At 32.4% G+C, this 21198-nt stretch carries 25 protein-coding genes, 2 tRNA genes and 1 other RNA gene; 17 read left to right on the top strand and 11 right to left on the bottom strand.

The genetic code is table 11. The features are described 5' to 3' along the window. Positions 1-7 precede the first annotated feature (7 nt). Together AC3OCB_RS05985 and purB are read right to left on the bottom strand one after the other, a co-directional pair. Positions 8-98 (bottom strand) — tRNA-Thr (locus AC3OCB_RS05985). A gap of 33 nt (positions 99-131) precedes the next feature. Then, a complete protein-coding gene (purB, locus tag AC3OCB_RS05980) occupies positions 132-1496 on the bottom strand; it encodes an adenylosuccinate lyase (RefSeq protein WP_498341393.1) in 1365 nt (454 codons plus the stop codon). A 30-nt stretch (positions 1497-1526) separates the two neighbouring features. Between purB and AC3OCB_RS05975 the strand changes: the two genes are divergently transcribed. The 5 genes from AC3OCB_RS05975 to AC3OCB_RS05955 all read left to right on the top strand — a co-directional run bounded on the left by AC3OCB_RS05975 (position 1527) and on the right by AC3OCB_RS05955 (position 7113). After that, a complete protein-coding gene (locus tag AC3OCB_RS05975; RefSeq protein WP_498341392.1) occupies positions 1527-2528 on the top strand; it encodes a formate--phosphoribosylaminoimidazolecarboxamide ligase in 1002 nt (333 codons plus the stop codon). Then, positions 2525-3574 carry a formate--phosphoribosylaminoimidazolecarboxamide ligase family protein gene (locus tag AC3OCB_RS05970; protein WP_498341441.1) on the top strand — a complete coding sequence of 350 codons (1050 nt, stop codon included), beginning with the start codon at positions 2525-2527 and terminating at the stop codon, positions 3572-3574. Before AC3OCB_RS05975 ends, AC3OCB_RS05970 begins: the two co-directional genes overlap by 4 nt. A gap of 115 nt (positions 3575-3689) precedes the next feature. Further along, a complete protein-coding gene (locus AC3OCB_RS05965) occupies positions 3690-4706 on the top strand; it encodes an adenylosuccinate synthetase (RefSeq protein WP_498341391.1) in 1017 nt (338 codons plus the stop codon). Between the two features lies 1 nt (position 4707). Next, on the top strand, positions 4708-6111 hold the full coding sequence (locus AC3OCB_RS05960) for an NAD(P)/FAD-dependent oxidoreductase (protein WP_498341390.1): 1404 nt from the start codon (positions 4708-4710) through the stop codon (positions 6109-6111). A gap of 36 nt (positions 6112-6147) precedes the next feature. After that, positions 6148-7113, top strand: coding sequence for an Lrp/AsnC family transcriptional regulator (locus tag AC3OCB_RS05955; protein WP_498341389.1), 966 nt, complete (start codon positions 6148-6150; stop codon positions 7111-7113). Here AC3OCB_RS05955 and AC3OCB_RS05950 read toward each other — a convergent pair. The 6 genes from AC3OCB_RS05950 to AC3OCB_RS05925 are packed head-to-tail and all read right to left on the bottom strand — an operon-like array spanning position 7076 to position 12257. Further along, entirely contained in the window at positions 7076-7909 is an 834-nt protein-coding gene (locus AC3OCB_RS05950) for a prephenate dehydratase (protein ID WP_498341388.1), read from the bottom strand. The genes AC3OCB_RS05955 and AC3OCB_RS05950 overlap by 38 nt on opposite strands. Positions 7910-7927: 18 nt before the next feature. Further along, entirely contained in the window at positions 7928-9142 is a 1215-nt protein-coding gene (gene ilvA, locus AC3OCB_RS05945) for a threonine ammonia-lyase (RefSeq protein WP_498341387.1), read from the bottom strand. Between the two features lie 26 nt (positions 9143-9168). Next, positions 9169-9684 (bottom strand): HIT family protein, encoded by a 516-nt coding sequence (locus AC3OCB_RS05940; RefSeq protein WP_498341386.1) that lies wholly within the window; start codon positions 9682-9684, stop codon positions 9169-9171. A 31-nt stretch (positions 9685-9715) separates the two neighbouring features. Continuing rightward, positions 9716-10690, bottom strand: coding sequence for a DNA repair and recombination protein RadA (radA, locus tag AC3OCB_RS05935; protein WP_498341385.1), 975 nt, complete (start codon positions 10688-10690; stop codon positions 9716-9718). Between the two features lie 53 nt (positions 10691-10743). After that, a complete protein-coding gene (locus AC3OCB_RS05930) occupies positions 10744-11271 on the bottom strand; it encodes a hypothetical protein (protein ID WP_498341384.1) in 528 nt (175 codons plus the stop codon). Next, entirely contained in the window at positions 11247-12257 is a 1011-nt protein-coding gene (locus AC3OCB_RS05925) for an RsmB/NOP family class I SAM-dependent RNA methyltransferase (RefSeq protein ID WP_498341382.1), read from the bottom strand. Before AC3OCB_RS05925 ends, AC3OCB_RS05930 begins: the two co-directional genes overlap by 25 nt. A 4-nt stretch (positions 12258-12261) precedes the next feature. Between AC3OCB_RS05925 and cyaB the strand changes: the two genes are divergently transcribed. From cyaB to AC3OCB_RS05905, 4 genes are read left to right on the top strand one after another with little or no spacing between them, the layout of a single operon-like run. Further along, on the top strand, positions 12262-12819 hold the full coding sequence (gene cyaB, locus AC3OCB_RS05920) for a class IV adenylate cyclase (protein ID WP_498341380.1): 558 nt from the start codon (positions 12262-12264) through the stop codon (positions 12817-12819). Positions 12820-12850: 31 nt separating this feature from the next. Then, positions 12851-13615: an SAM hydrolase/SAM-dependent halogenase family protein gene (locus tag AC3OCB_RS05915; RefSeq protein WP_498341439.1), complete on the top strand. Its 765-nt coding sequence runs from the start codon at positions 12851-12853 to the stop codon at positions 13613-13615. After that, positions 13570-14088 (top strand): nicotinamide-nucleotide adenylyltransferase, encoded by a 519-nt coding sequence (locus AC3OCB_RS05910; protein ID WP_498341437.1) that lies wholly within the window; start codon positions 13570-13572, stop codon positions 14086-14088. The genes AC3OCB_RS05915 and AC3OCB_RS05910 overlap by 46 nt, the downstream gene beginning before the upstream one ends. A 54-nt stretch (positions 14089-14142) precedes the next feature. Beyond that, positions 14143-15066 carry an acyl-CoA thioesterase gene (locus AC3OCB_RS05905; protein WP_498341435.1) on the top strand — a complete coding sequence of 308 codons (924 nt, stop codon included), beginning with the start codon at positions 14143-14145 and terminating at the stop codon, positions 15064-15066. Here AC3OCB_RS05905 and AC3OCB_RS05900 read toward each other — a convergent pair. Then, positions 15063-15599: an endonuclease dU gene (locus AC3OCB_RS05900; RefSeq protein ID WP_498341378.1), complete on the bottom strand. Its 537-nt coding sequence runs from the start codon at positions 15597-15599 to the stop codon at positions 15063-15065. The genes AC3OCB_RS05905 and AC3OCB_RS05900 overlap by 4 nt on opposite strands. Next, entirely contained in the window at positions 15577-16773 is a 1197-nt protein-coding gene (locus AC3OCB_RS05895) for an ORC1-type DNA replication protein (protein WP_498341376.1), read from the bottom strand. The genes AC3OCB_RS05900 and AC3OCB_RS05895 overlap by 23 nt, the downstream gene beginning before the upstream one ends. Positions 16774-17076: 303 nt before the next feature. On the opposite strand from AC3OCB_RS05895, the gene AC3OCB_RS05890 reads away from it, so the two are divergent. The 6 genes from AC3OCB_RS05890 to rnpB all read left to right on the top strand — a co-directional run bounded on the left by AC3OCB_RS05890 (position 17077) and on the right by rnpB (position 19253). After that, positions 17077-17150: transfer RNA gene (locus AC3OCB_RS05890), tRNA-Ala, on the top strand. 105 nt (positions 17151-17255) lie between these two features. Then, on the top strand, positions 17256-17597 hold the full coding sequence (locus AC3OCB_RS05885) for an SWIM zinc finger family protein (RefSeq protein WP_498341374.1): 342 nt from the start codon (positions 17256-17258) through the stop codon (positions 17595-17597). A gap of 137 nt (positions 17598-17734) precedes the next feature. After that, positions 17735-18058: a transcription elongation factor gene (locus AC3OCB_RS05880; RefSeq protein WP_498341372.1), complete on the top strand. Its 324-nt coding sequence runs from the start codon at positions 17735-17737 to the stop codon at positions 18056-18058. Then, entirely contained in the window at positions 18009-18776 is a 768-nt protein-coding gene (locus tag AC3OCB_RS05875; RefSeq protein WP_498341371.1) for a phosphoglycerol geranylgeranyltransferase, read from the top strand. Before AC3OCB_RS05880 ends, AC3OCB_RS05875 begins: the two co-directional genes overlap by 50 nt. Continuing rightward, positions 18763-18939 (top strand): preprotein translocase subunit Sec61beta, encoded by a 177-nt coding sequence (locus tag AC3OCB_RS05870; RefSeq protein WP_498341369.1) that lies wholly within the window; start codon positions 18763-18765, stop codon positions 18937-18939. Before AC3OCB_RS05875 ends, AC3OCB_RS05870 begins: the two co-directional genes overlap by 14 nt. Before the next feature lie 11 nt (positions 18940-18950). Next, positions 18951-19253, top strand: an RNA gene (gene rnpB / locus AC3OCB_RS05865) — RNase P RNA component. On the opposite strand, the gene AC3OCB_RS05860 is transcribed toward rnpB, so the two are convergent. Then, the gene (locus AC3OCB_RS05860) at positions 19245-19748 is read right to left on the bottom strand and encodes a DUF367 family protein (protein ID WP_498341367.1); all 504 of its coding nucleotides are present in this window, start codon (positions 19746-19748) and stop codon (positions 19245-19247) included. The genes rnpB and AC3OCB_RS05860 overlap by 9 nt on opposite strands. Positions 19749-19804: 56 nt before the next feature. Between AC3OCB_RS05860 and AC3OCB_RS05855 the strand changes: the two genes are divergently transcribed. Together AC3OCB_RS05855 and AC3OCB_RS05850 are read left to right on the top strand one after the other, a co-directional pair. Next, positions 19805-20056, top strand: a complete 252-nt coding sequence (locus tag AC3OCB_RS05855; RefSeq protein ID WP_498341365.1) for an Lrp/AsnC ligand binding domain-containing protein — start codon at positions 19805-19807, stop codon at positions 20054-20056. After that, on the top strand, positions 20005-21198 hold a 1194-nt coding region (locus AC3OCB_RS05850), incomplete at its 3' end, for a TiaS agmantine-binding domain-containing protein (protein WP_498341433.1). The genes AC3OCB_RS05855 and AC3OCB_RS05850, both read left to right, overlap by 52 nt.

The following is a 21198-nucleotide window of genomic DNA, read 5'->3' as shown; positions in this document are numbered from 1 at the left end:
ACAAGAAAGCCGCTGCGGGGATTTGAACCCCGGACCACCGGCTGTCTTAGGAGCGTGGCCATACGAGGCCGGCGCTCTACCAACTGAGCTACAGCGGCATTTATCTTATCGAAATTACAGCTAATAAAATTTTATGAGGTATTAATCACATTTTTTGCATAATTTATTGCTCTATTTATCAATTCTCTATGCAGTCCAAGATAGTTGTAAGGGTTAAGTATTTCTACGATCTTGTCTTTTCCCAGTATTTTTATTATTTCATCGTCTTCTAATGCCACGTCGAGAAGAGATTTATTATTTTTTTCAGCTTCCCTAGAAATTTTCATAACAAGTTCATGAGCTTTATGTCTAGGAACATTTGCTAAAGTAAGATTTATCATTAAGCTTTCGGCCATTATAAGACCTTTCGTTAACTCTAAGTTTTTCCTCATATTTTCTGGGTATATCTTTAAGTTTCTTAATATAGACAACATACTGTTTAACATTTCATCAATAATAAGGAAAGCATGAGAGATTATAATTCTCTCGGAAGAACTATTGGTTAAATCTCTCTCATGCCATAAAGGGATATTCTCTAGTTCAGATATAACAAGACCACGGAGGACTTTTGCTAAACCGCTTATTTTTTCTGCTGTAATTGGGTTCTCTTTATGAGGCATTGTACTACTACCAACTCTAGACTCAGCCTCTCCTTCTGCCAATTCTAATATCTCTGGTCTCATTAATTCCCTTATCTCTAAAGCTAATCTATCAAGTTGAGAACCTAGGATAGCTAAATCTGAAATTAACTCTGCAAAACCATCACGGGGGGCTACTTGAGTAGATATTTCATGAAATGGAAGTCCAAGATATTCAGATACATATTTTTGTATTTTTAAACCGTTATCTTTCCATCCAGCCATAGTGCCTACAGCTCCTGCAAATTTTATTTTTAATACTCTCTTTCTAGTATCATTAGTTCTTTCTAAAGACCTTGAAAATTCATATACATAATTTGCAAATTTAAATCCTAAAGTTATGGGTAATGCATGTTGGCCATGTGTTCTACCAACCATGACTAAATCTTGATACTCTTTAGAGTATTCAATTAAGATGGAAATAAGATCTATAAGTTTCTTTTTTAAAATATCTAAAGCATCTCTGAATAATAAAGCATTAGTAGTATCAATGATATCATTACTAGTAGCACCAAAATGAATAAAATTACCTGAGGTACCAGAAATTTCTGCTAAATGGACTGTTAATGCCATCACATCATGACCTAATTTTCTTTCTAGCTCGTCAACTTTATTTGGATCAATTTTGTTTATGGCATTATTTACATTAATTACATCTTCTTCTTTTACCAAGCCTATTTTAGAAAGAGCGTATAGGAGAGATACTTCAACAGTAGCCATCTTTTTTAGGATATTCTCTTTTTTGAAAATTTCTCTCATTTCTTTACTTCCATATCTCCAGTCTAAAACACAAACAGAATCTTCCACAGCACTAATCATTTATAAGTAGTATAAGTAATTTATTACTAAATGTACGTACTTACAATTGGCAGTCATTCGTCATTACAAATACTACATGGGGTTAAAAAAGAAGGTTTTAATACCTCTTTAATAACCCCCAAGAAAAGAGTAAAATTCTATAGACAGTTTCAATTTATAGATGAAATTTATGGATATGAAAATGAAGATGAAGCAGTGAATTATATAAATAACTTCTCAGAAAACGGCATACTAGTTCCACATGGAAGTTTAGTTGAATATGTGGGGCCTGAAAGGGTAAACAAAATTAGGACAAAAATTTTTGGAAATAGAAATTTGTTTGAATGGGAAGCAAACCAAAAGAAAAAGATGAGTCTGCTAAAGAGTGCTGGAATAAAAATACCAGAACAGTTTGAAAACCCAGAAGACGTTGATAGGTTAGTTATAGTTAAACTCCCCGGCGCAAAAGGGGGCAAAGGATATTTTATTGCAAGAAACAAAGAAGAGCTAAAAGAAGGGTTAAATAAATTACTCTCTCAAAAAATAATAAAAGATATTGACGAGGTTATAATCCAAGAATACGTAATCGGAGTTCCAATGTATTTTCAATTCTTCAATAGTATAATACTTAATAGACTGGAAATTATTGGAATTGATATAAGATATGAAACAAACATTGATGGGCTTAGAAGATTACCAAGTGATATTAAAGTAGAGCCTACCCTCGTTGTAGTAGGAAACATACCGGTAGTAGCTAGGGAAAGCCTATTACCTACAGTTTATGAATATGGTGAAAATTTTGTTAAGACTGTTAAAGAATTAGTTCCTCCTGCTATGATAGGACCTTTTTGTCTAGAATCAGTAGTTACTGATCAAGGGGACGTCGTAGTTTTTGAATTTTCTGGAAGAATAGTAGCAGGAACAAATCTATATGTAAATGGAAGTCCCTATAGTTGGCTATATTGGGATGAACCAATGAGCGCGGGGAAAAGAATAGGAAGAGAATTAAAATTAGCGATTAACAACAGTAAATTAGATATGGTGTTAACATAATGGTTAGAATAGCTGCACTAGCTAGCCATTCGGCTCTAGATGTATTCGATGGGGCTAAAGATGAGAGCTTTGAGACTATAGGATTATGTAAAAAAGGAAGAGAAAGACCTTATTTAGAATTTAAACGAATTGTGGACGAATGTCTAGTTTTAAGTGATTTCAAAGAAATAACATCAGAAAAAACAGATAATTACCTAATTTCAAGAGATGCTATTATTGTACCAAATAGAAGTTTAGCTGTATATGTAGGTTATGATAATATAGAAAAAATGAAAACAAGATATTTCGGAAATAGAAAAATGCTCAGATGGGAAGAAAGAATAGGAGAGAAAAATTATTACAAACTATTAGATGAAGCAAAAATAAGAAGACCAAAAATATTCAAACCGGAAGAAGTTGAAGGACCTGTCATAGTAAAATTACCTGAAGCTAAGAGAAGAGTAGAAAGAGGATTCTTCATAGCTGTTAATAAGAATGATTTTGACGAAAAACTTAATTCTCTATTAGAAGAGAATATAATTGATGATAAAAGTATAAAAGAAATGGTAATAGAAGAATATGTATTAGGAGCACACTTTAACTTAAACTACTTTTATTCACCAATATTTAACAGAGTAGAACTTTTAAGTGTAGATAGAAGGATACAAAGTGACCTAGATTCGTTTTATAGACTACCTGCTGAAATCCAATTAAAACTTGGCAGACTACCAAGGTTTATAGAAGTAGGGCATGAACCAACTACGATAAGAGAGAGTTTACTAGAGAAAGTTTTTGAAATAGGTTATTCGTTCGTTGAAGCGACTAAAAGATTAGAACCACCAGGGATTATAGGTCCATTTACGTTACAAGCTATGGTCACGCCAGATTTAGATCTAGTTGTATTCGATGTAGCACCAAGAATAGGAGGAGGTACTAACGCTCATATGGGCATCGGTAGCCAATACTCTAAACTATATTTTGGAAAACCTATAAGTTTAGGAAGAAGAATTGCAATAGAAATAAAGGAAGGAATAAATAATGGAAATTCAGAAAAAATTCTATCATGACATTTTGATACACAGTAAGAATATTTAAGCCCAAAATTTTTAGATATTTATAATTACAAATTAACGTGAACTAAGTTTATATAGTTTAGTGAGTTATTTATCAAAACGGTGTTTCATGCTAAATATTTTGATAGGAGGTTTTTTTGGCGATGAAGGAAAAGGGAAAGTAGCGGCATACTTAGCATTAAAAGATTCTCCTTCTCTTTCCGTGAGGACAGGTTCGATAAACGCAGGTCATACTGTCACATATATGGGTAAACAATGGAAAGTTAGAATAATTCCTTCTGCTTTTGTTAATAAATCTACCTATTTGGGTTTAGGACCTGGAGCTCTTACATCAATCGATGTTCTTATGAATGAAGCTAAGGAGACTATAGCATTAGATAGAATGTACATAGATCCTCATGTAGGGATTATAACTGAAAATGAGATCAAAGAAGAGAGGGGCGATGATCATTTAATGAAAACGGTAGGAAGTACTGGTCAAGGAGTCGGATATGCTGAAGTAAAAAGAATTCTCCGAAAATTGAAATTAGCAAAAGATTATGATATATTATCTAAATATATAACTAAGATACCCGAGTTAATAATAGAAAAACTAGAGAAAAATGAGAATATTTTGGTTGAGGGAACCCAGGGTTATTATTTAAGCTTATATCATGGGGAATACCCATATGTTACAAGCAGGAACACATCTGCATCGGGGGTTTTGAGTGAGATAGGTGTAGGGCCTAAATACGTAGACCATGTTACAGTTATATTTAAATCGTATGTAACAAGAGTTGGCGAAGGACCTTTAGAAGGTGAAGTTAGTTGGGAGGAGGCTGAAAAATTAGGTATTGCGGAGGTAGCAACGGTGACGGGGAGAAAAAGAAGAAGTGCACCATTCAATATAAAATTAGCAAAAGAAGCAGTTAGAGTTAATTCGGCAACTCAAATTGCTATTACTAAATTAGACTCACTATTTAAAGATGCTAAAGGAGTGAAAGACTATTCTAAATTACCTGCGGAAGCTAAAAAATGGATAGATCATATAGAAGAGGAGCTTAAAGTTCCTATCACACTCGTAGGAACTGGAGAAGACGCATTAGATATGATAGATTTAAGAGATGAAAAACTTGGAGGTGAATAAAATGGAAATTTTCGATAATGTTATTATTGGGGCTGGACCAGCAGGATTATTTGCCGCATACGAGTTGGCTAACTTAAATAAAAATGGAGCTAGAATTTTACTGATAGACAAAGGAACTAGACCTCTAAAGAGAGTTTGCCCACTTTTAAGCCCAAAAGAGAAATGCACTTTTTGTAATCCATGTCATATAACGTATGGTATTGGAGGCGCTGGTACATATAGTAGCGGAATAATTAATTTGAGACCAGATATTGGAGGAGAACTTCATGAACTAATGAGAAGCTGGGATAAGGCTCAAGAATTGATTAACTATATAGATGAAGTTCTATTAAAATTCGGTGCACCAAAGGATAGATTTTTCCAGCCAAATATGGAAAAAGTAAAAGAAGTCCAAAGAAGAGCAGCTAAAGTAGGGGCTGAGTTCATACCAATTAAACAGCGTCATATAGGTACGGATAAAACCCCTCTCGTAATAGAAAATATATTACAATACGTAGAAAGTAAAGGAATAAAAATAGCAGAGCTAACTGAGGCTGTTGAGATAGAGAAGAAGGGTTCAGAATTCTTGATAAAGACTGACAAACTAGGTGAAATACAAGCAAAAACAGTATTAGCAGCTCCAGGGAGAGCAGGAGCAAGATGGTTTTTAGACCAAGCTAAAAAATTAGGTGTCGATATGATACCTGGACCCCTAGATATTGGTGTGAGAGTAGAGGCAGAAGCTTTTGTTATGGAAGATCTGACTTCTGCTGTATGGGACCCTAAGGTTGTATTATATACAAAGAAATATGATGACAAAGTTAGAACTTTCTGTGTTAATCCAGGCGGATTTGTAATGAAAGAAGTTTATGATGATGGGACAATTGGTGTGAATGGGCAGACGTTCGCAGACAAAAAGAGTAATAACATAAATTTTGCTTTCCTAACTACAATAAAGCTTTCAGACCCGTTAGAAGATACAATAGAATATGGTAAAAGTATAGCTAGGCTAATGACTAGATTAGGCGGAGAGAAACCAATAATTCAAAGATTAATAGATTTCGAAAAAGGTAGAAGGAGTACATGGGAAAGAATAAGTAGATCAACCGTTAAACCTACACTAAAGGATGTAACACCCGGAGATATAAGTATGGGATTGCCCTATAGAGTAGTTAGTAACATAATAGAAGGATTAGAAAGATTAGATAATTTGGCTCCAGGTATATATTCTTCAAATACATTGTTATATGCACCAGAAATTAAATATTATAGCATGAAAGCTGTAGTAGATAGTAACATGGAAACTGTAGTAGACAATCTGTTTGCAGCAGGAGATGGCGTAGGTCTATCAAGAGGAATAAATGTTGCAGCAGCAACTGGAATATTAGCAGCAAGAGGAATTGCACTAAAATTAGGACTTTTATAAACTCATTTTTAAATTTCTTTGAACATATTTTTATCTATGGAGTTATCTGAAGTGGACAAAAAACTTGTTATGGAGTTAGAATATCACTTTCCGTTTACTGAAACTCCTTTTAGTGAAATAGCATCAAGGTTAAATCTAAAAGAAAATGAAGTTATAGAAAAAACTAAAGAACTAGTTGGTAATGAGGTCATAAAAAGAATAGGAATGTATGTAAACTTTAGAGCAAAAGGAATGGAAGGAGCTCTAGTTGCAACTGACATACCAGTAGAAAATTTAGAGAAATATAGAAAAATTACGTTAAGTATAAAGGAATTAACTCATAATTATATAAGAAACCATCCAAAATATAATGTATGGTTTGTTTTAAAATCCGAAAATAAGGAAAGACTAAAAGAGAACGTAGAAAAAATTGTGAAAGAAAGTGGAGGAAGGGATTATGTAATTCTCTATTCAAAAAAGAACTTGAAGTTAAGTGTAAAATATGACATCATAAGAGGGGTTTCTTATAGTGAACCAGACCAAATACATGAAAAAATACCTACAGCTGAAGAGCTTGGAATACCAAAAGAACTATTAAAAGATCTTTCTTACCCATTACAAATAACTAATAGACCATTTAAACAAATAGCAGAGAAGTATAATATGAAAGAGAGCGAGCTAGTTGAATTAATAAAAGAACTAAAAGAAAAGGGTGTAATCAAAGACTATGGCGCAACTGTAAACGGAGATAAAGTGGGAATAAGAGAAAATGCTATGATGCTAGTAAACTCTAATGATATAGAGTCTTCTTGCTATAGTCTTGCAAAAAACCTTAAGGAAGCAACTCATGTAGTACTTAGAGAATCAGATAAAAGATGGGACTATTTATGTTATGCTATGATACATGGTGCTAATAAAAAAATAATATTTGAAGTTGCAAAAAAAGGAGTTGATATTACTAAAGCAAAAAGTTATATGTTGCTGTTCAGCCTTGATAACTTAAAGCCTGGTATTGTAATTTAGAGAAACTACCTTTTATTCTTAATATACTTACTTCGTCTTTAATTTCGTTCAACGCTTGTTTTACTTTTTGATCTTTCAGATTTCCTTCAAATTCTAAGTAAAAATAATACTGCCATGGTATGTTTTTCAGTGGCCTTGAATATATCATGGTTAGGTTTATGGCGTTTCGATAAAATTTCTCTAATACTTTGTATAATGACCCGGGTTTGTGAGGAACCGTGAACATTATCATTGTTTTATTTCCATCATAAGAGATTTTTTTAGATATAGCCACAAATCTAGTAATATTAATACTGTCGTTTATGTCTCTATATAGGATCTTAAGACCATAAAGTTTCGCCGCATACTCAGAGCATATAGCTGCAGAGTATTTCTGTTTAGACGCATATAGTGCAGCAGTAGATGTACTTTCTACTGGAACAAAATTTGTTAAATTTAATTTAGATAAACTCTCTTTTGCTTCATTTATTGCATGGGAATGAGAATATATTACCTCAATATCGTTTAAATTGTTTACTGTGGGATTAACAGCTAATACAAGTCTTATCTCTTTTTCTATTTCATAATTTACATAAATATTTTCGTTTTTAAATAAATTATCAAGGGTTTCATGAACTGGTCCTTCTATACTATTTTCTATTGGGACGACTCCTATAGAATTTTCGTTAATAGAATTAAATACTTCTGTTATTGTTTTTCTTGATATTTTTTCACCCTGAAAAATATCTGCAACTTCATTAGTGAAACTTCCTACTGGCCCTAAATAGTAAATTCCATTTGGATCACTATTATCCATAGTGCTCTCCTTTAAAAACTATTCTACTAGTTTGGCCTCGATTCCATCTACAGCTAAATTATACATAAAATCTGATAAAGCTTCTCCACTAGGTACTTCAAACATTACATATATCTTGGTATATCCGGGCTTGACATCACTACTAACCCTATCATGAATTACGTCAATTACATTACCTCTAATTTGAGCAACTCTACTTAATACCTTATTTAAGTACCCAGGTTTATCTGGAACTATAACTTTAACTTTAACAATCCTTTTATTCTTAAACAACATTTTATCTATAATTCTAGAAAGCATAGACAGATCAATATTCCCTCCGCTTAGTATAGGTATTACCTTATCGGATGCCGAAACTCTTACTTTCCCACTTAGAAGAGCTGCTAAAGATGCTGCACCGGCACCTTCTACTAGAGTTTTATTTCTCTCCAATAAATATACTATGGCATTAGCAATTTCTTCATCATCTACCAGTACAATATCGTCAACTAATTCTTCAATAATGTTAAATGTTATCTCGGAAGGAGATTTAACTAAAATTCCATCTGCTATTGAAATAGAGGGTTCTATTTCTACTAATCTGTGCAGATCTTTAGATACTTTTAAAGACGGTGAAGCTGATGACTGAACACCTATGATTTTTATCTTAGGATTTTTAGCTTTTAGAGCTATTGAAATACCAGATATTAGCCCTCCTCCGCCAATGGGGACTATTACTATATCTGGACTGAAAGGTAAAAGCTCTAAACCAAGGGTTCCTTGGCCAAGAATAACATTAATATCTCCATAAGGATGAACTAAAATTTTACCTTCATCACGGATTATATCTTCTGCTTTTTTCATACTCTGATGAAGAAATTGACCATATAATATGACTTGAGCTCCATATGATTTGGTAGCTTGATATTTTGATATAGGGGCTGTTTCAGGCATTACAATAGTTGCCTTAATACCAAGCATCTTAGCAGCATAAGCTACACCTTGAGCATGGTTACCAGCTGAAACGGCTATAACTCCCTTCTTCTTTTCTTCTTCAGACAAACTAGTAAGTTTTGAGAAAGCTCCTCTCACTTTGAAAGAGCCTGTCTTTTGAAGATTTTCCAGTTTTAAGTACACTTGTGCCCCTGTCATAGTTGAGAAAGTATTGGAAAAATCTAGAGGAGTTTCATGAATATAGGAATGTATTTTTTCTTGGATTTTGATTATTTGATCAAAATATTTTGTATATGACATCAGGAAAACCCTGCATTCATCACATTTCAGAGATCGAGGGCCTCTTCATTAATTACTCTTTCTATTTCTGGCTTTAATTTATTATATGTATCTTCTAACATTTCTGGAAGCACTTTTATTCCTCCTATAACTGGCATAAAATTAGCATCACCATTCCATCTAGGAACCACATGGACATGAACATGCTGATCTATTCCTGCTCCTGCTACTCTTCCAATATTAATACCAATATTAAAACCATCTGGTGAATACACTTTCCTAATTGCTTTAATACTAATTTTGAGTAATTGACTTATTTCTAGAAATTCATTAGAATCTAACATTTCTATTGAGCTAACATGCTTATATGGAACAATCATTAAGTGAGCTGGATTATAAGGAAAAGCGTTTAATATTATATAAGAAAATTTTCCCCGATATATAATCCAATTATTCTTATCTTCTCTTTTAGTTACCACATCACAAAATAAACATGAAGTTGTCTTACTCTTAGAAGCTTCAGAAACATATTTTGATCTCCATGGAGCCCAGAGAATATCCATAGAAAAATATACATAAAATAAAAATTAAAAATTACTCTTCTGCATCTCTTACTCCTTCTTCAGTTATTGCAAACACTACTTCTCCTTCTGGTAAATGAGGTGCGTCTACTATTCTTGCTATTCTTTTATTTCCTCTACTCTTCTTTAATTGAACTCTAATTCCAGGCACATGATATAACGTATGTCCACCTACAGCTACTGTTGGATCCCCGTAGAACATGTCTGGTTTTGACATGACTTGATTTGTTATAACTACAGCTAAATCATACATTTCTGCCGATCTTACCAATTGATGTAAATGTTTATTGAGCTTTTGTTGTCTTACTGCTAAATTTTCTCTTCCAGGGAATTCTGCTCTAAAATGAGACGTTATAGAATCAACTATTATCAATTTTACCGCTGGGTCTTTAGATAGAAGTTCGGGTAAATCATTCTCTACTATTGCAATTTGATGATCACTGTTTATTGCTCTCATGAAATATATATTATTCATAGCAGTATCGGGCTCAAATCCTATTGCTTTAGCCATTGCCTCAATTCTTTCCCATCTAAATGTTCCTTCAGTATCAATATAGACTGCTTTGCCTCCAAGCCCTCCTTTCTCTAGAGGCAGCTGAACATTAACACTTATTTGATGACATATCTGTGTTTTTCCGGAACCAAATTCTCCAAAAAGCTCTGTCATAGTTCTAGTTTCTATCCCACCACCAAGTAATCCATCCAGAGCTTGACTTCCCGTGGTAATCTTCTTTGTACTTATCCTCTCTTTCTTAACTTCTAATGCAGTTTTAAATCTAATATCTAATGCGTCCCTTGCTTCTTTTATTATTCTTTGGGCAGTTGTTAATGGTATTCCAGCTGCTACACTAAGATCTTGAGGAGACGCAACTGCTACTGCCTCAAGAGTAGAATATCCGGCTTCTACTAGTTTATTAAGTATGTTCTGACCTACACCAGGCAGATCCGATAAACTCTTAACTTTTTTATTATCAGCTTCAGAAGACATGTATTTCACCTAATTTCCTAAAATTTTACCTATTGGTTGATATCTAATAAACTTTATCCTCCCTTCCTTAAATACCAACCTATATCTAAGACCGGTATTATCTTTGTTTTATTTTTCTTTCTCTTAACTGTACCATATGCTATAAAATTGTCATTTTTATCCATAATTATATAGGCACCTTCTTCTATTACTTCGTTTAAAGTTAATAATTTTCCATATGTAATAATTTCTGCTAACTTATCAGCCAAATAAATCTTATTTTTGCATAATTTAATCAAATATCTAGAAAAAGGTAATAATGGCTTTACATTTCCATCTTTTGATACTAAGATAATAGGTTCGCCAATAGAATAAGGATTTAAACCAATTATATTTAAGCCGTTAATAATCTGGTCTAATTTATTTGTCCTTGGAATAATTTGAATCGTGGAAAAGTGTGAAATAAACATGAAAATCTCTTTATCATTAAGAAATTCTAAATTATTTTCACAATTATATAATTTAAATATCTTATCAATATATATACGCGCATTCTCTAAAGACATTTTAGTAATTATTATTTTTCCTTTATCATTTTGCATACAAAAAATCCCTCAGTGCCACTTTTATGAGGATAGAACCTTATACAATGTCTTAAACTCTCATCAAATTTAATTCCATTATATTCTGTAAGACCATTTACTGAAGGGTACCCATTAATTGGTATTATCTTTGTATTATAATTTTCAACAAGATAATTTACTACTGCCTCATTCTCTTCTGGTGCAATACTGCATGTGGAATAAACTAGAATGCCATCATTTTTTAATAATTTATAAGCTATATCTATTAGCTTTATTTGATTAACAAAAAAATTTTTCAGATCTTCAATGCTAGTCTTAGTCTTTCTGGAAGGATCTTCTGGTATTAAACCCTCTCCACTGCACGGAGCATCTAATAGAATCTTATCAAACTGAATTTTTGTTTTAATTAAATTTTTAGCATCTGTTCGTAATAATATTACATTTTTAGCCCCTAGTCTATTTATATTGGAATACAATGATTTTATTCTCTCCCTAGACTTCTCTACTGCAATTACCAGACCTTTATTACTCATTAATTGGGATATCTGAGTGGTTTTACCCCCCGGAGCAGCTGCCATATCTAATACAATATCATTTTCATTCGGATCTAGCACATAAGCTGGAACCATCGAAGCTAATCCTTGAATATAATAATAACCAGACAAAAATTCTACGGTAGCGCCTAAGCTCGGTGTTTTAGGATATGATTTTACAATATATCCATGCCTTAACCAAGAAACTTTTTCAAGTTTAAAACCTTTATTAGATAATTTGTCTTCTAATTTTTTACAATCTATTAACAAATCATTACATCTGATACTTTTCTTCAAAGGAAATGAACAACTATATAAAAATTCTTCTGTTTCATTATTCCCCATAATTTGAATATAACGTTCTACCACATAATCAAGAAATTTATATTTTCTAGCTAGATTTATTGCTCTTAAACTGGGAGAAACTGAAAATAATTTATTATACTTGTTAATATATTCTTCAACTGTCATAACAATGAGTCATATTGAACGAGAGATAAAAATAAAATTACTTTCTCCTAAGCTAGAAGAGTTAGAGAAATTAATAAGTTCTAGATATCAGTTTTCTGACGAAGAACATCAAGTGGATATATATTATAATAGTCCTGTAAGAGATTTTAGAAAAAGTGATGAAGCATTAAGAGTTAGAATAGTAAATGGAGAAATCGAACTTACATATAAAGGACCAAAATTATCTTCTCAATCAAAATCAAGAGAAGAAATAACTGTGAAAATTAATGACCTTAAAGCAATGGATTTGATATTACAGAGACTAGGATTTATCAAAGTCTTAGAATTAGAAAAAATACGTAAAAATTATAGGACGAATAATTTCACAATTTCATTGGATAGAGTTACGAACTTAGGTGATTTTATTGAAATAGAGGGAATTGATGTAGACGAAAACAAACTTACAAATTTTGTTGATAATTTTCTTAAACAATTTAATATAATAGGAGAAAAAACACTTAAGTCATACCTTGAATTACTTGTTGATAAACTTGAAAAAAGCTCAAATAGCAATACTAACTGACTTTGGAATATCAGATAATTATAATGGAGTAATGGAAGGGGTTATAAGAAAGATAAATCCAGATATTAACATAAGTTATGTCACACCAAATGCAAAAGAGTTTAATTTATATGCGGGCGCATATTTATTGTATACTTCTTATAGATATTTTCAGAAAGGTACAATATTCTTGACTGTTATCGACCCTGGAGTAGGTACCAAAAGAAGAGCACTAATAGTAAAAACTAAAAACTATTACTTTGTAGGACCAGATAATGGGGTATTATATCCAGCTATCTCTGAAGACGGTATTTTAAAAATAGCTCAAATTACCAATCCGAGAATGTTTTTAGGTAAAGAGATCTCAAATACTTTTCATGGTAGGGATATCTTTTCAGTTGCTGCAGCATATCTTTCATTAAATGTCGATATGTCAGTATTTGGCGAGATGATAAATCCCGGAGAGCTAGAGAAATTAGAGTTTAGCTTTAGGGAAAGCAAAAATGATAATAAAGTTACTTATTGTGGCAAAATTATTTATGTGGATCATTTCGGTAATGTGGCTACATCTATCAGAACTAATATTGACAAAAACGCTAAAGTTATTGCTAGACATAAAGACAGAGAATATAAATTAAATGTAGTAAGAACATTTGGAGAAAGTAAAGGAAAAGAACTCTTATTGTATGATAATGGTTATGGCTTCTTAGAGATAGGAATAAATAAAGGTAACGCATCTATAACTATTAATGCCAATGAAGGTGATGATCTCTGCTTAGAGGTTTATACCCAGGAAGATTTCAACCATTCCATTTAGGACATTTATCTGTAATAAAATGGGCATTAAAAAAAGCGGATGAATTAATTATTATTATTGGCAGTGCACAAGAGAGCCATACATTAGCAAATCCTTTTACTGCAGGGGAAAGAATAGAAATGATAAGAGAAAGTTTAATAGAAGAAAATATTGATATATCTTCTATCTATTTTATACCTGTGCCAGATATTTTAATGAATAGCACATGGGTATATCATTTGAAAACATTTTCCCCAGAATTTAATCTCGTTATAGCAAGAAATCCTTTAGTGGTAAGACTATTTAAGGAAGCAGGATATGAAGTATTAGAGCCTCCTGCATATGATAGAGAGAAATATAATTCTACTTTAATAAGAAGGCTCATAATAGAAAAAAATGACGAGTGGAAAAAATTAGTTCCTACAAAAGTCATAGAGTATATAACAAAAATTAGAGGAGATGAAAGGCTTAGAGATATAGCAGGAATTTACTAGTGGGAGCATAAAAATAATATTTTTTAAACAGTTAGATATCTTAGAGTCTGAATGATAAGAAAATTAGAAACATATTATAACGTGTATCCTTGGCATGCTAACCATTTTGGGAGTTTACATGGCGGAATCTATATGAATTGGTTAATAGATACAACAGGGATGTTAATGTCAAGTATCAGCCAAGGAAATTATCTTTTAGCCTCGGTAGACTACTTATATTTATTCAAACCAGGTAGGGTGGGGGAAGTAATTAGAGTTTCAGCAGAAGCAACTGCAGGTTGGGAAAGTTCTGTTGAAATAAAAGTTAAGGCATGTATTAAAAGAGGGGATAAAGAAGAATTAGGAGCATTAGGTCTAACCACATATGTAGCTGTTGATGAAAATAACAGGCCAAGAGTTCTACCGGAAAAAATAGGAGCTGATGAAGAAGCTAATAAGAGAAAGCTTAAAAGGGTTGAAAGGAAACGAAAAGATGCTGAAGACAAGGAAGATCTCTTACCACAAATGTCGTTTGGAAAAAGCTATATACGAACAATTTATCCAGAGCATGGTTTTGCAAATGGAATATTATATGCAGGTAAAATGTATACAATGCTTGACGAAGCTTTAGCAATTATTGCTAAACTTTATTCTAAGGGAAATGTTTTTACAGCTAGTGCCGGTTATGCTAACTTCTTAACACCAGCGAAAATAGGGGATATACTGGAAATACAAGGAGCGGTAGAATATACTGGAAATACATCACTTGATGTGGGTGCAAAAGTATTTGCAATAAATCACTACACTGGAGAAAAGAAATTAGTGACTAGAACAGTGTTTTCTTTTGTAGCAATTGATGAAAATGCAAAACCAAAACCAATTACAAAATTAATCCCGGCTACTGAGAAAGAAAAAAGATTGTTCGAAGAAAGACTCAAAGAAAGAGAAGAAAGGATAAAAATATCAAAGAGTCTACAAGAAACTGAAAGTTGCAATTAAATAATTTTTTTAGATAAAAGAAATTTAGATAAACTACTCGAAACCTCATGAGCTGTTTTTAAAGGCTCTGGAATTTTATCAAAAACTTGATATTTTTCAATAATTTCCTTAGCTTCATTAACTTTAATGTTTGTGTATATAAAAACATCTCCTTTTTTTGTGGATATTCTAAGTAGATTACTCACTACACTGAGAATTACATCTTTCCTATTATCATTAAAATGCTTAGTTAGCGCATTGGAAACTTTAGCCAGATTAGGTCTTGAAGAGTAGAATATAATATAATTAGAATTTATTAAGCTTGGATTTATATAATTAAAACCGCCAAACGTAATACCATCCAAAATACATAAATCGCCTTTCTCAAGTTTTTCAAGTATCATTCCTGCATCTTCTCCATCAACGGTTATTAGACCAAAATCTATGCTAGATATCTTAAATCCAGTATATGTCACTGAAAGTAGAACTGTTTTTCCTCTGCTCTTCTTGTATTCTAAGGGAAAATACCCATCATCTATTCCAGATACTAGCAATCTTACTATCTTTTTCGGAAATAGCCTTAATAATTGTTTCTTCGTTAACTGCTATATTTACTTCTTTAGTTTTACCATATCTTCCACGGTTTACAACTTTAGCAGTAATTATTCCAAGCATATCTAGTTCATTTATAATATCACTAACTCTTCTCTGAGTAACATTTTCTATTCCTAGTTTTTTTGTGAGCTTAGAATATATTTCATAAATCTCCCCTGTGGTAAGAGATCTATTCTTATCCTTAAGACCCATTACTATAGCTAACAAAACAAGTTTAGAATGAAACGGAAGAGTTGAAACGACTTCATAAACCCTATCTCTTTCAATCTCGACTCTCGCTTTATTAACATGATCTACACTAACCTTAGGTGAACCTTCTCTTTCTGCTATTTCTCCTGCAACTCTTAAAAGATCAAGAGCCCTCCTTGCATCTCCATGATCTCTAGCAGCTAATGCAGCACATAACTTAATTACATCATCAGATACTACTGAATCATAAAATGCTTCGGTGGCTCTTTTACGCAGGATATCTTCTAATTCATCAGCATTATAAGGAGGAAATACTATCTCTTCTTCACTCAAGCTGCTCTTAACTCTTGGATCTAAAAATTCAACAAATTTTACGTCATTAGTTATACCTATTAACGATATTTTACTTTTGTTCAGCTCGTAGTTTGCTCTAGTTAATCTATAGAGTATATCGTCTCCATGTTTTTTTACTAAAGCATCAATCTCGTCTAAAACTACAATAACTATAGGCTTTATTTCTGATACTTTTTTCAGAAATCGCCTATATAGTTCTGCAGTTGAAATACCAGTAAATGGAACTCTTGATCCAAGGCTTTCAAGAATATCAGCTAATATTCTGTAAGGAGTGTCAACTTGTCTAGTATTAATATATACATATATAAAGAGGCTTGACAATCTTTCCTCTAAGTTTTTTAATACAAACTTGGTTACAGCAGTTTTTCCAGTACCCGTAAGACCGTATATAAATATGTTATTAGGTTTTTCACCTCGCATAATGGGAGATAAAATTTCTACGAGCCTCTTTATTTGGGTCTCTCTATGAGGTAATTCTTCAGGTACATAGTCAGGTAGCAAAATTTCTCTTTTTCGGAATATAACAGACTTTTTTAGTGATGATAAAATATCATCAATAATATCACTCATTGTACTTTACATTTTATGTTATAACACATAAAACAATTATTCCTTTTACCCCCCGATCAAATACCCCTTTATTTCCACTGGAGATTTTTAAAGTAATACGTTTAACAATCATAAGATGAGTACCCCTCTATTTCGATTGGAAAATACACTAATATTGATAAATGTTTAAAATATCGCTTTTGTATAATAATTGATACCCTATCTTTGCTTATTTTAAATAATAGAGTTTCCAGTTGAAATAAAGGGGTACCTGGTAGTTTTAAATGAGAAAGATTAATTAATCATTTTGGTATAGTAAGTTATGGGCCGGTAGCTCAGCCTGGAAGAGTGCTCGGTTGGCATCCGAGAGGTCCCGGGTTCAAATCCCGGCCGGTCCACTTTGCAGTCTTTTAATGCGAATTATATTGTTATCATGTATTATGGAAATCGTTAAGACGTCAAAAAGTAAAATTATATAATAATAATGACATATTAATAATAATGTGGCAATTTCAGTAAATAAAGCTAAATCAGCGGTAGTGTATGGTAGAATTATAAGATTGCAGTTATCCGACTCTCACTTTTATATTTATATTTTTGTTGGCAAGTATAGAGATTATATATTGTATGATAATTATTGTTCATGTAAATATTTTATTTTTAATAATATTTTCAATCCAAATAAAAGAAAATGTTATCATCAATTAGCGTTAGAAATCGCGTTACAGCAGGACAAGGTAAGAAATATGGTCGTTAATAAAGATGTAATGGAGGATATTATCATGGAAATCTACTCAATGGATAAGTCATTTATACTAAGAAAATTATTATTTAGCGAGGTCTAGGACAGTGATACCTACGTTAGGCGTCATTTATCTCGCAGTTGTTGTAGTATTAATTACAGGAATTATATACATAACTTTTGCTGAACTTTTTAAAGGTAGAGTGAAAATTAATCTTAAACTAAGAAAAGGTGAAACTGATGGGGGGAAGAAGGAAAAAAAGAAAGCAACAACTTCTAAGACCAAAGCCTAAAGTTCCAAATACATTTGAATGTCCTAGATGTGGAAAAGTAGCTATAACTGTAGAGATAAAGAATGGTATTGCGAAAATAAAATGTGGAAACTGTGGATTAGAAGATCAATTTGAAGTTCCACCAGTCTTTGATGAGGCTAATGCTTACGGTAAATTCATTGATAGATACTTTGAGGGAAAGATAGAAATAAAAGAAAAGAAGAATGAGGAGAATGAAGAAAATGAAACTCAAGGGGAAAGTGAAGAAGATAATAATGGATCAATTGAATGAAGGAAGAGTTCTACATTTTTCTTTGTTAGATCCAGATAAAGTGGATATAGAATCTCTATATTCTATAGCCTCTAAATTAGCTAATGCCGGTACAAGTGCTTTTCTTATCGGAGGTACTTTGGGTGTTTCGAAAGAAAAATTAGATAGAATAATTGAGATTCTTGAAGATTTTGAAATTCCTAAAATAATCTTTCCAAGCAATGTTAATTTAATAACTGAAAAAGCAGATGCAATTCTTTTTATGTCACTACTTAACTCGGATGATATATATTATGTCACCGGTGCTCAGTTAATTGCTGCTCCTATTATTAGAAAGCTTAACATGGAATCTTTGCCTACTGCATATGTAATAGTAGGGCACGGAGGTACTGCAGCACATGTAGGTAAAGCTAGAGTAATTCCTTATAATAACGTTGAGTTAATTATAGCTTATTCGATAATGGCAGAACTTTTTGGAATGAAGTTCATATACCTTGAAGCGGGTTCTGGTGCACCAGAACCTATAGATCCTTCTGTGGTCACTCTTACTAAGAAATATCTGGAAGACTCTAAACTTATCATAGGTGGTGGTATAAAAAGTGAAGAAATTGCTAAGAAAATAGCCATGGCTGGTGCTGATATAATAGTTACTGGGAATATAATAGAGCAGAACTTAGAAAAAGCGTTAAAAATAATAAATGAAATTAATAATACGAGGAGAAACTATGCCATCAAGTAAGAAAAAGAGAGAAACAGTCCCTTTAGCTTCAATGGCTGGTTTGATTAGATATTATGAAGAAGAAAATGAGAAAGTAAAATTATCTCCAAAAGTTTTAGTAATTGTAAGTATAGTAGTAATTGTAGGAGTAGTAATTGCATCTCTTTTAATTCCACCACCATAATAATATATATGGAGCCCTAGCATAGGTACGGGTTGCCTGAGGAAACTCCGGCCTCCAGACTCCAAAGGGGACCTCGAGAAGAGGTAAGGGTAGAACCCTTGGCAACTATACAGAAACGGAACTAGCATAGGGGCAGATGAAAATGATTTGATGATAGCTCGAGCAATCGGGCTGTCTAAATGAGAGCCCTTATGCTAGTTGAAACGGTAGTCCCCCCTGGAGCAAGTGGGAGGTAAGATGAGTTGGAGTCTGATTACCTCCTAGAACGCAAAGTTAAATCCTAATAATACAGAAGCCGGGTTATGCTAGGGCTCCTTCATTATCTTTTCTATTATTTCTTTTTCAATATTTGCTATTTCTTCCTCCTTTTTATTCCTATAAGATTCAAGTAATTCTTTATTTAATTCTATGAAAGTATGACCCCATTTAATAATCCTAGAAATTTTCATAGCTTCATCTATTTCATCAATTATATAAAATGTCGCTATAAGAGCCTCAATATCCGATAATTTATAAGCAATCCCGTAGTGAGTCGGGTTTCCAGCAAACAAAATTGGCAACCTTCTATGTTCCCCTTTTACTTTTTGAAATTCGTTTTCCGAAGTATTATTCCATGAAGTATCAACGAGAGTAAGTCCATTCTTGATTATGACTTCTTTATCTATTATAGATAGTAATCTTTTAGAGAAAGGATCAAGTATAATACCTCTTCCAACTCTGGAAAATTCTGCAAAATTAAATTTAACTAGTTTTTTTCCAGTGCATTTCTTTGGATCATCCTTATGATAATCTATAACATATACTCTCATTAATTCTCATAAAGTTCTTATAACATTATTGTTAATAAACCTTCTGTAGATTAAAAATGGCATCTGCAATCGTTCTCATAAATACCGATGCAGGAGGAGAAGACGAAGTATTTGAAAAGTTAAAAAATATGAATGAAGTAACAGAAGTTCATGTAGTATATGGAGTATACGATGTAGTAGTGAAAGTCGAATCGGATTCAATGGATAAATTAAAAGATTTTGTAACCAATACTATAAGAAAATTACCTAAGGTGAGATCAACATTAACTATGATAATAGTAGAAGGGAAGAGCATAGTGAAGAAATAAGGATTGGAATAGATGATCATGATTCTCCAATAGCCGGTTGTACTACACATTTTTCTACTCTACTTATTAAAGAACTTTTAAAAGAAAAAATAAAACTTTTAGACTTTCCTTACCTTATTCGTTTAAATCCTAATATACCATGGAAAACGAGAGGAAATGCCAGTATTGGAATGAGAATTCAGAGTAATAGGGACTTAAAAGAGATTTTAGAGATAATATGGAATAAATCTATTGAATATACAGAAAAAATAAGCAGATCTAAAGTATATAATAGGAAACCAGGTGTTGCTATTACTAAAAGCACTATAGGCAACTGGTTTTATGAAAAAGCAGTTAAAGATGTTATTCCAATTACTTTAGCCCAAGAATTTGCTAGAAAATATGATATTCTCACGAAGGGCGATAGAGGAATAATAGGTAGTATAGCTGCAGTGTCTTTTAGACCAGTAGAATTTACATATGAGCTTATAACATATAGGCCTTCAGAAGAGTGGGATAAAAGTAGAAGAGAGGTCGACCCTCAAAGTGTTATCAAATATGACGAACAGTTTTTTCCTCATGTTTTTGCAAATTTTGATTATATAAAAAATAATATCTTAATAACCCCTCATGGTAATGATCCAATATTATATGGAATACGAGGTACTAATATTGATTCTCTTCTATTTGGACTAGAAACAATACGCACCAAAGATAAAGTAGAAATGGTAATGTTGTTTAAAACAAACCAAGGTACAGACGATCATATTCTTCCAAATTCTCATTATTTTTATCAAACAACCGAAATTATCACAAAAGTAGAAAATATTGAGATTAGAGAAGGAGGGGACGTACTAATTAAAGCTAATGAAAATGTGATTATCGTATATAAAGAAACTGGGGAGTTAAATGCTACAGCAAAATTGTTGCAAAAAGGTGATTTAATCAAAGTAATTGGTGCGATAAAACCTTCGATGTCATATGGAAAAATAATAGAAGCAGAAAGGATTGAAATACTCCAGCTATTCAGCGATAGAAAAAAGAATCCTAAGTGTCCTAAATGTAATGGGCCTACAGAATCTCTAGGTAGAAATAAAGGTTTTAGATGTAAAAAATGCGGTTATAGATTTTTCGGAGAAAAAGAAATTTTGCAGATAGAGAGG

Source organism: Sulfurisphaera sp., from assembly GCF_059755235.1.
This window is presented reverse-complemented; position numbering and strand designations above follow the sequence as displayed.

Bases quoted from the DNA above. Each gene is read 5' to 3' on its own strand.
- purB (WP_498341393.1), bottom strand. From the start codon at position 1,496: ATGATTAGTGCTGTGGAAGATTCTGTTTGTGTTTTAGACTGGAGATAT.
- AC3OCB_RS05975 (WP_498341392.1), top strand. From the start codon at position 1,527: ATGTACGTACTTACAATTGGCAGTCATTCGTCATTACAAATACTACAT.
- AC3OCB_RS05965 (WP_498341391.1), top strand. From the start codon at position 3,690: ATGCTAAATATTTTGATAGGAGGTTTTTTTGGCGATGAAGGAAAAGGG.
- AC3OCB_RS05960 (WP_498341390.1), top strand. From the start codon at position 4,708: ATGGAAATTTTCGATAATGTTATTATTGGGGCTGGACCAGCAGGATTA.
- AC3OCB_RS05955 (WP_498341389.1), top strand. From the start codon at position 6,148: ATGGAGTTATCTGAAGTGGACAAAAAACTTGTTATGGAGTTAGAATAT.
- AC3OCB_RS05950 (WP_498341388.1), bottom strand. From the start codon at position 7,909: ATGGATAATAGTGATCCAAATGGAATTTACTATTTAGGGCCAGTAGGA.
- ilvA (WP_498341387.1), bottom strand. From the start codon at position 9,142: ATGTCATATACAAAATATTTTGATCAAATAATCAAAATCCAAGAAAAA.
- AC3OCB_RS05940 (WP_498341386.1), bottom strand. From the start codon at position 9,684: ATGGATATTCTCTGGGCTCCATGGAGATCAAAATATGTTTCTGAAGCT.
- radA (WP_498341385.1), bottom strand. From the start codon at position 10,690: ATGTCTTCTGAAGCTGATAATAAAAAAGTTAAGAGTTTATCGGATCTG.
- AC3OCB_RS05930 (WP_498341384.1), bottom strand. From the start codon at position 11,271: ATGCAAAATGATAAAGGAAAAATAATAATTACTAAAATGTCTTTAGAG.
- AC3OCB_RS05925 (WP_498341382.1), bottom strand. From the start codon at position 12,257: ATGACAGTTGAAGAATATATTAACAAGTATAATAAATTATTTTCAGTT.
- cyaB (WP_498341380.1), top strand. From the start codon at position 12,262: ATGAGTCATATTGAACGAGAGATAAAAATAAAATTACTTTCTCCTAAG.
- AC3OCB_RS05915 (WP_498341439.1), top strand. From the start codon at position 12,851: ATGGAAGGGGTTATAAGAAAGATAAATCCAGATATTAACATAAGTTAT.
- AC3OCB_RS05895 (WP_498341376.1), bottom strand. From the start codon at position 16,773: ATGAGTGATATTATTGATGATATTTTATCATCACTAAAAAAGTCTGTT.
- AC3OCB_RS05880 (WP_498341372.1), top strand. From the start codon at position 17,735: ATGGGGGGAAGAAGGAAAAAAAGAAAGCAACAACTTCTAAGACCAAAG.
- AC3OCB_RS05875 (WP_498341371.1), top strand. From the start codon at position 18,009: ATGAAACTCAAGGGGAAAGTGAAGAAGATAATAATGGATCAATTGAAT.
- AC3OCB_RS05870 (WP_498341369.1), top strand. From the start codon at position 18,763: ATGCCATCAAGTAAGAAAAAGAGAGAAACAGTCCCTTTAGCTTCAATG.
- AC3OCB_RS05860 (WP_498341367.1), bottom strand. From the start codon at position 19,748: ATGAGAGTATATGTTATAGATTATCATAAGGATGATCCAAAGAAATGC.
- AC3OCB_RS05855 (WP_498341365.1), top strand. From the start codon at position 19,805: ATGGCATCTGCAATCGTTCTCATAAATACCGATGCAGGAGGAGAAGAC.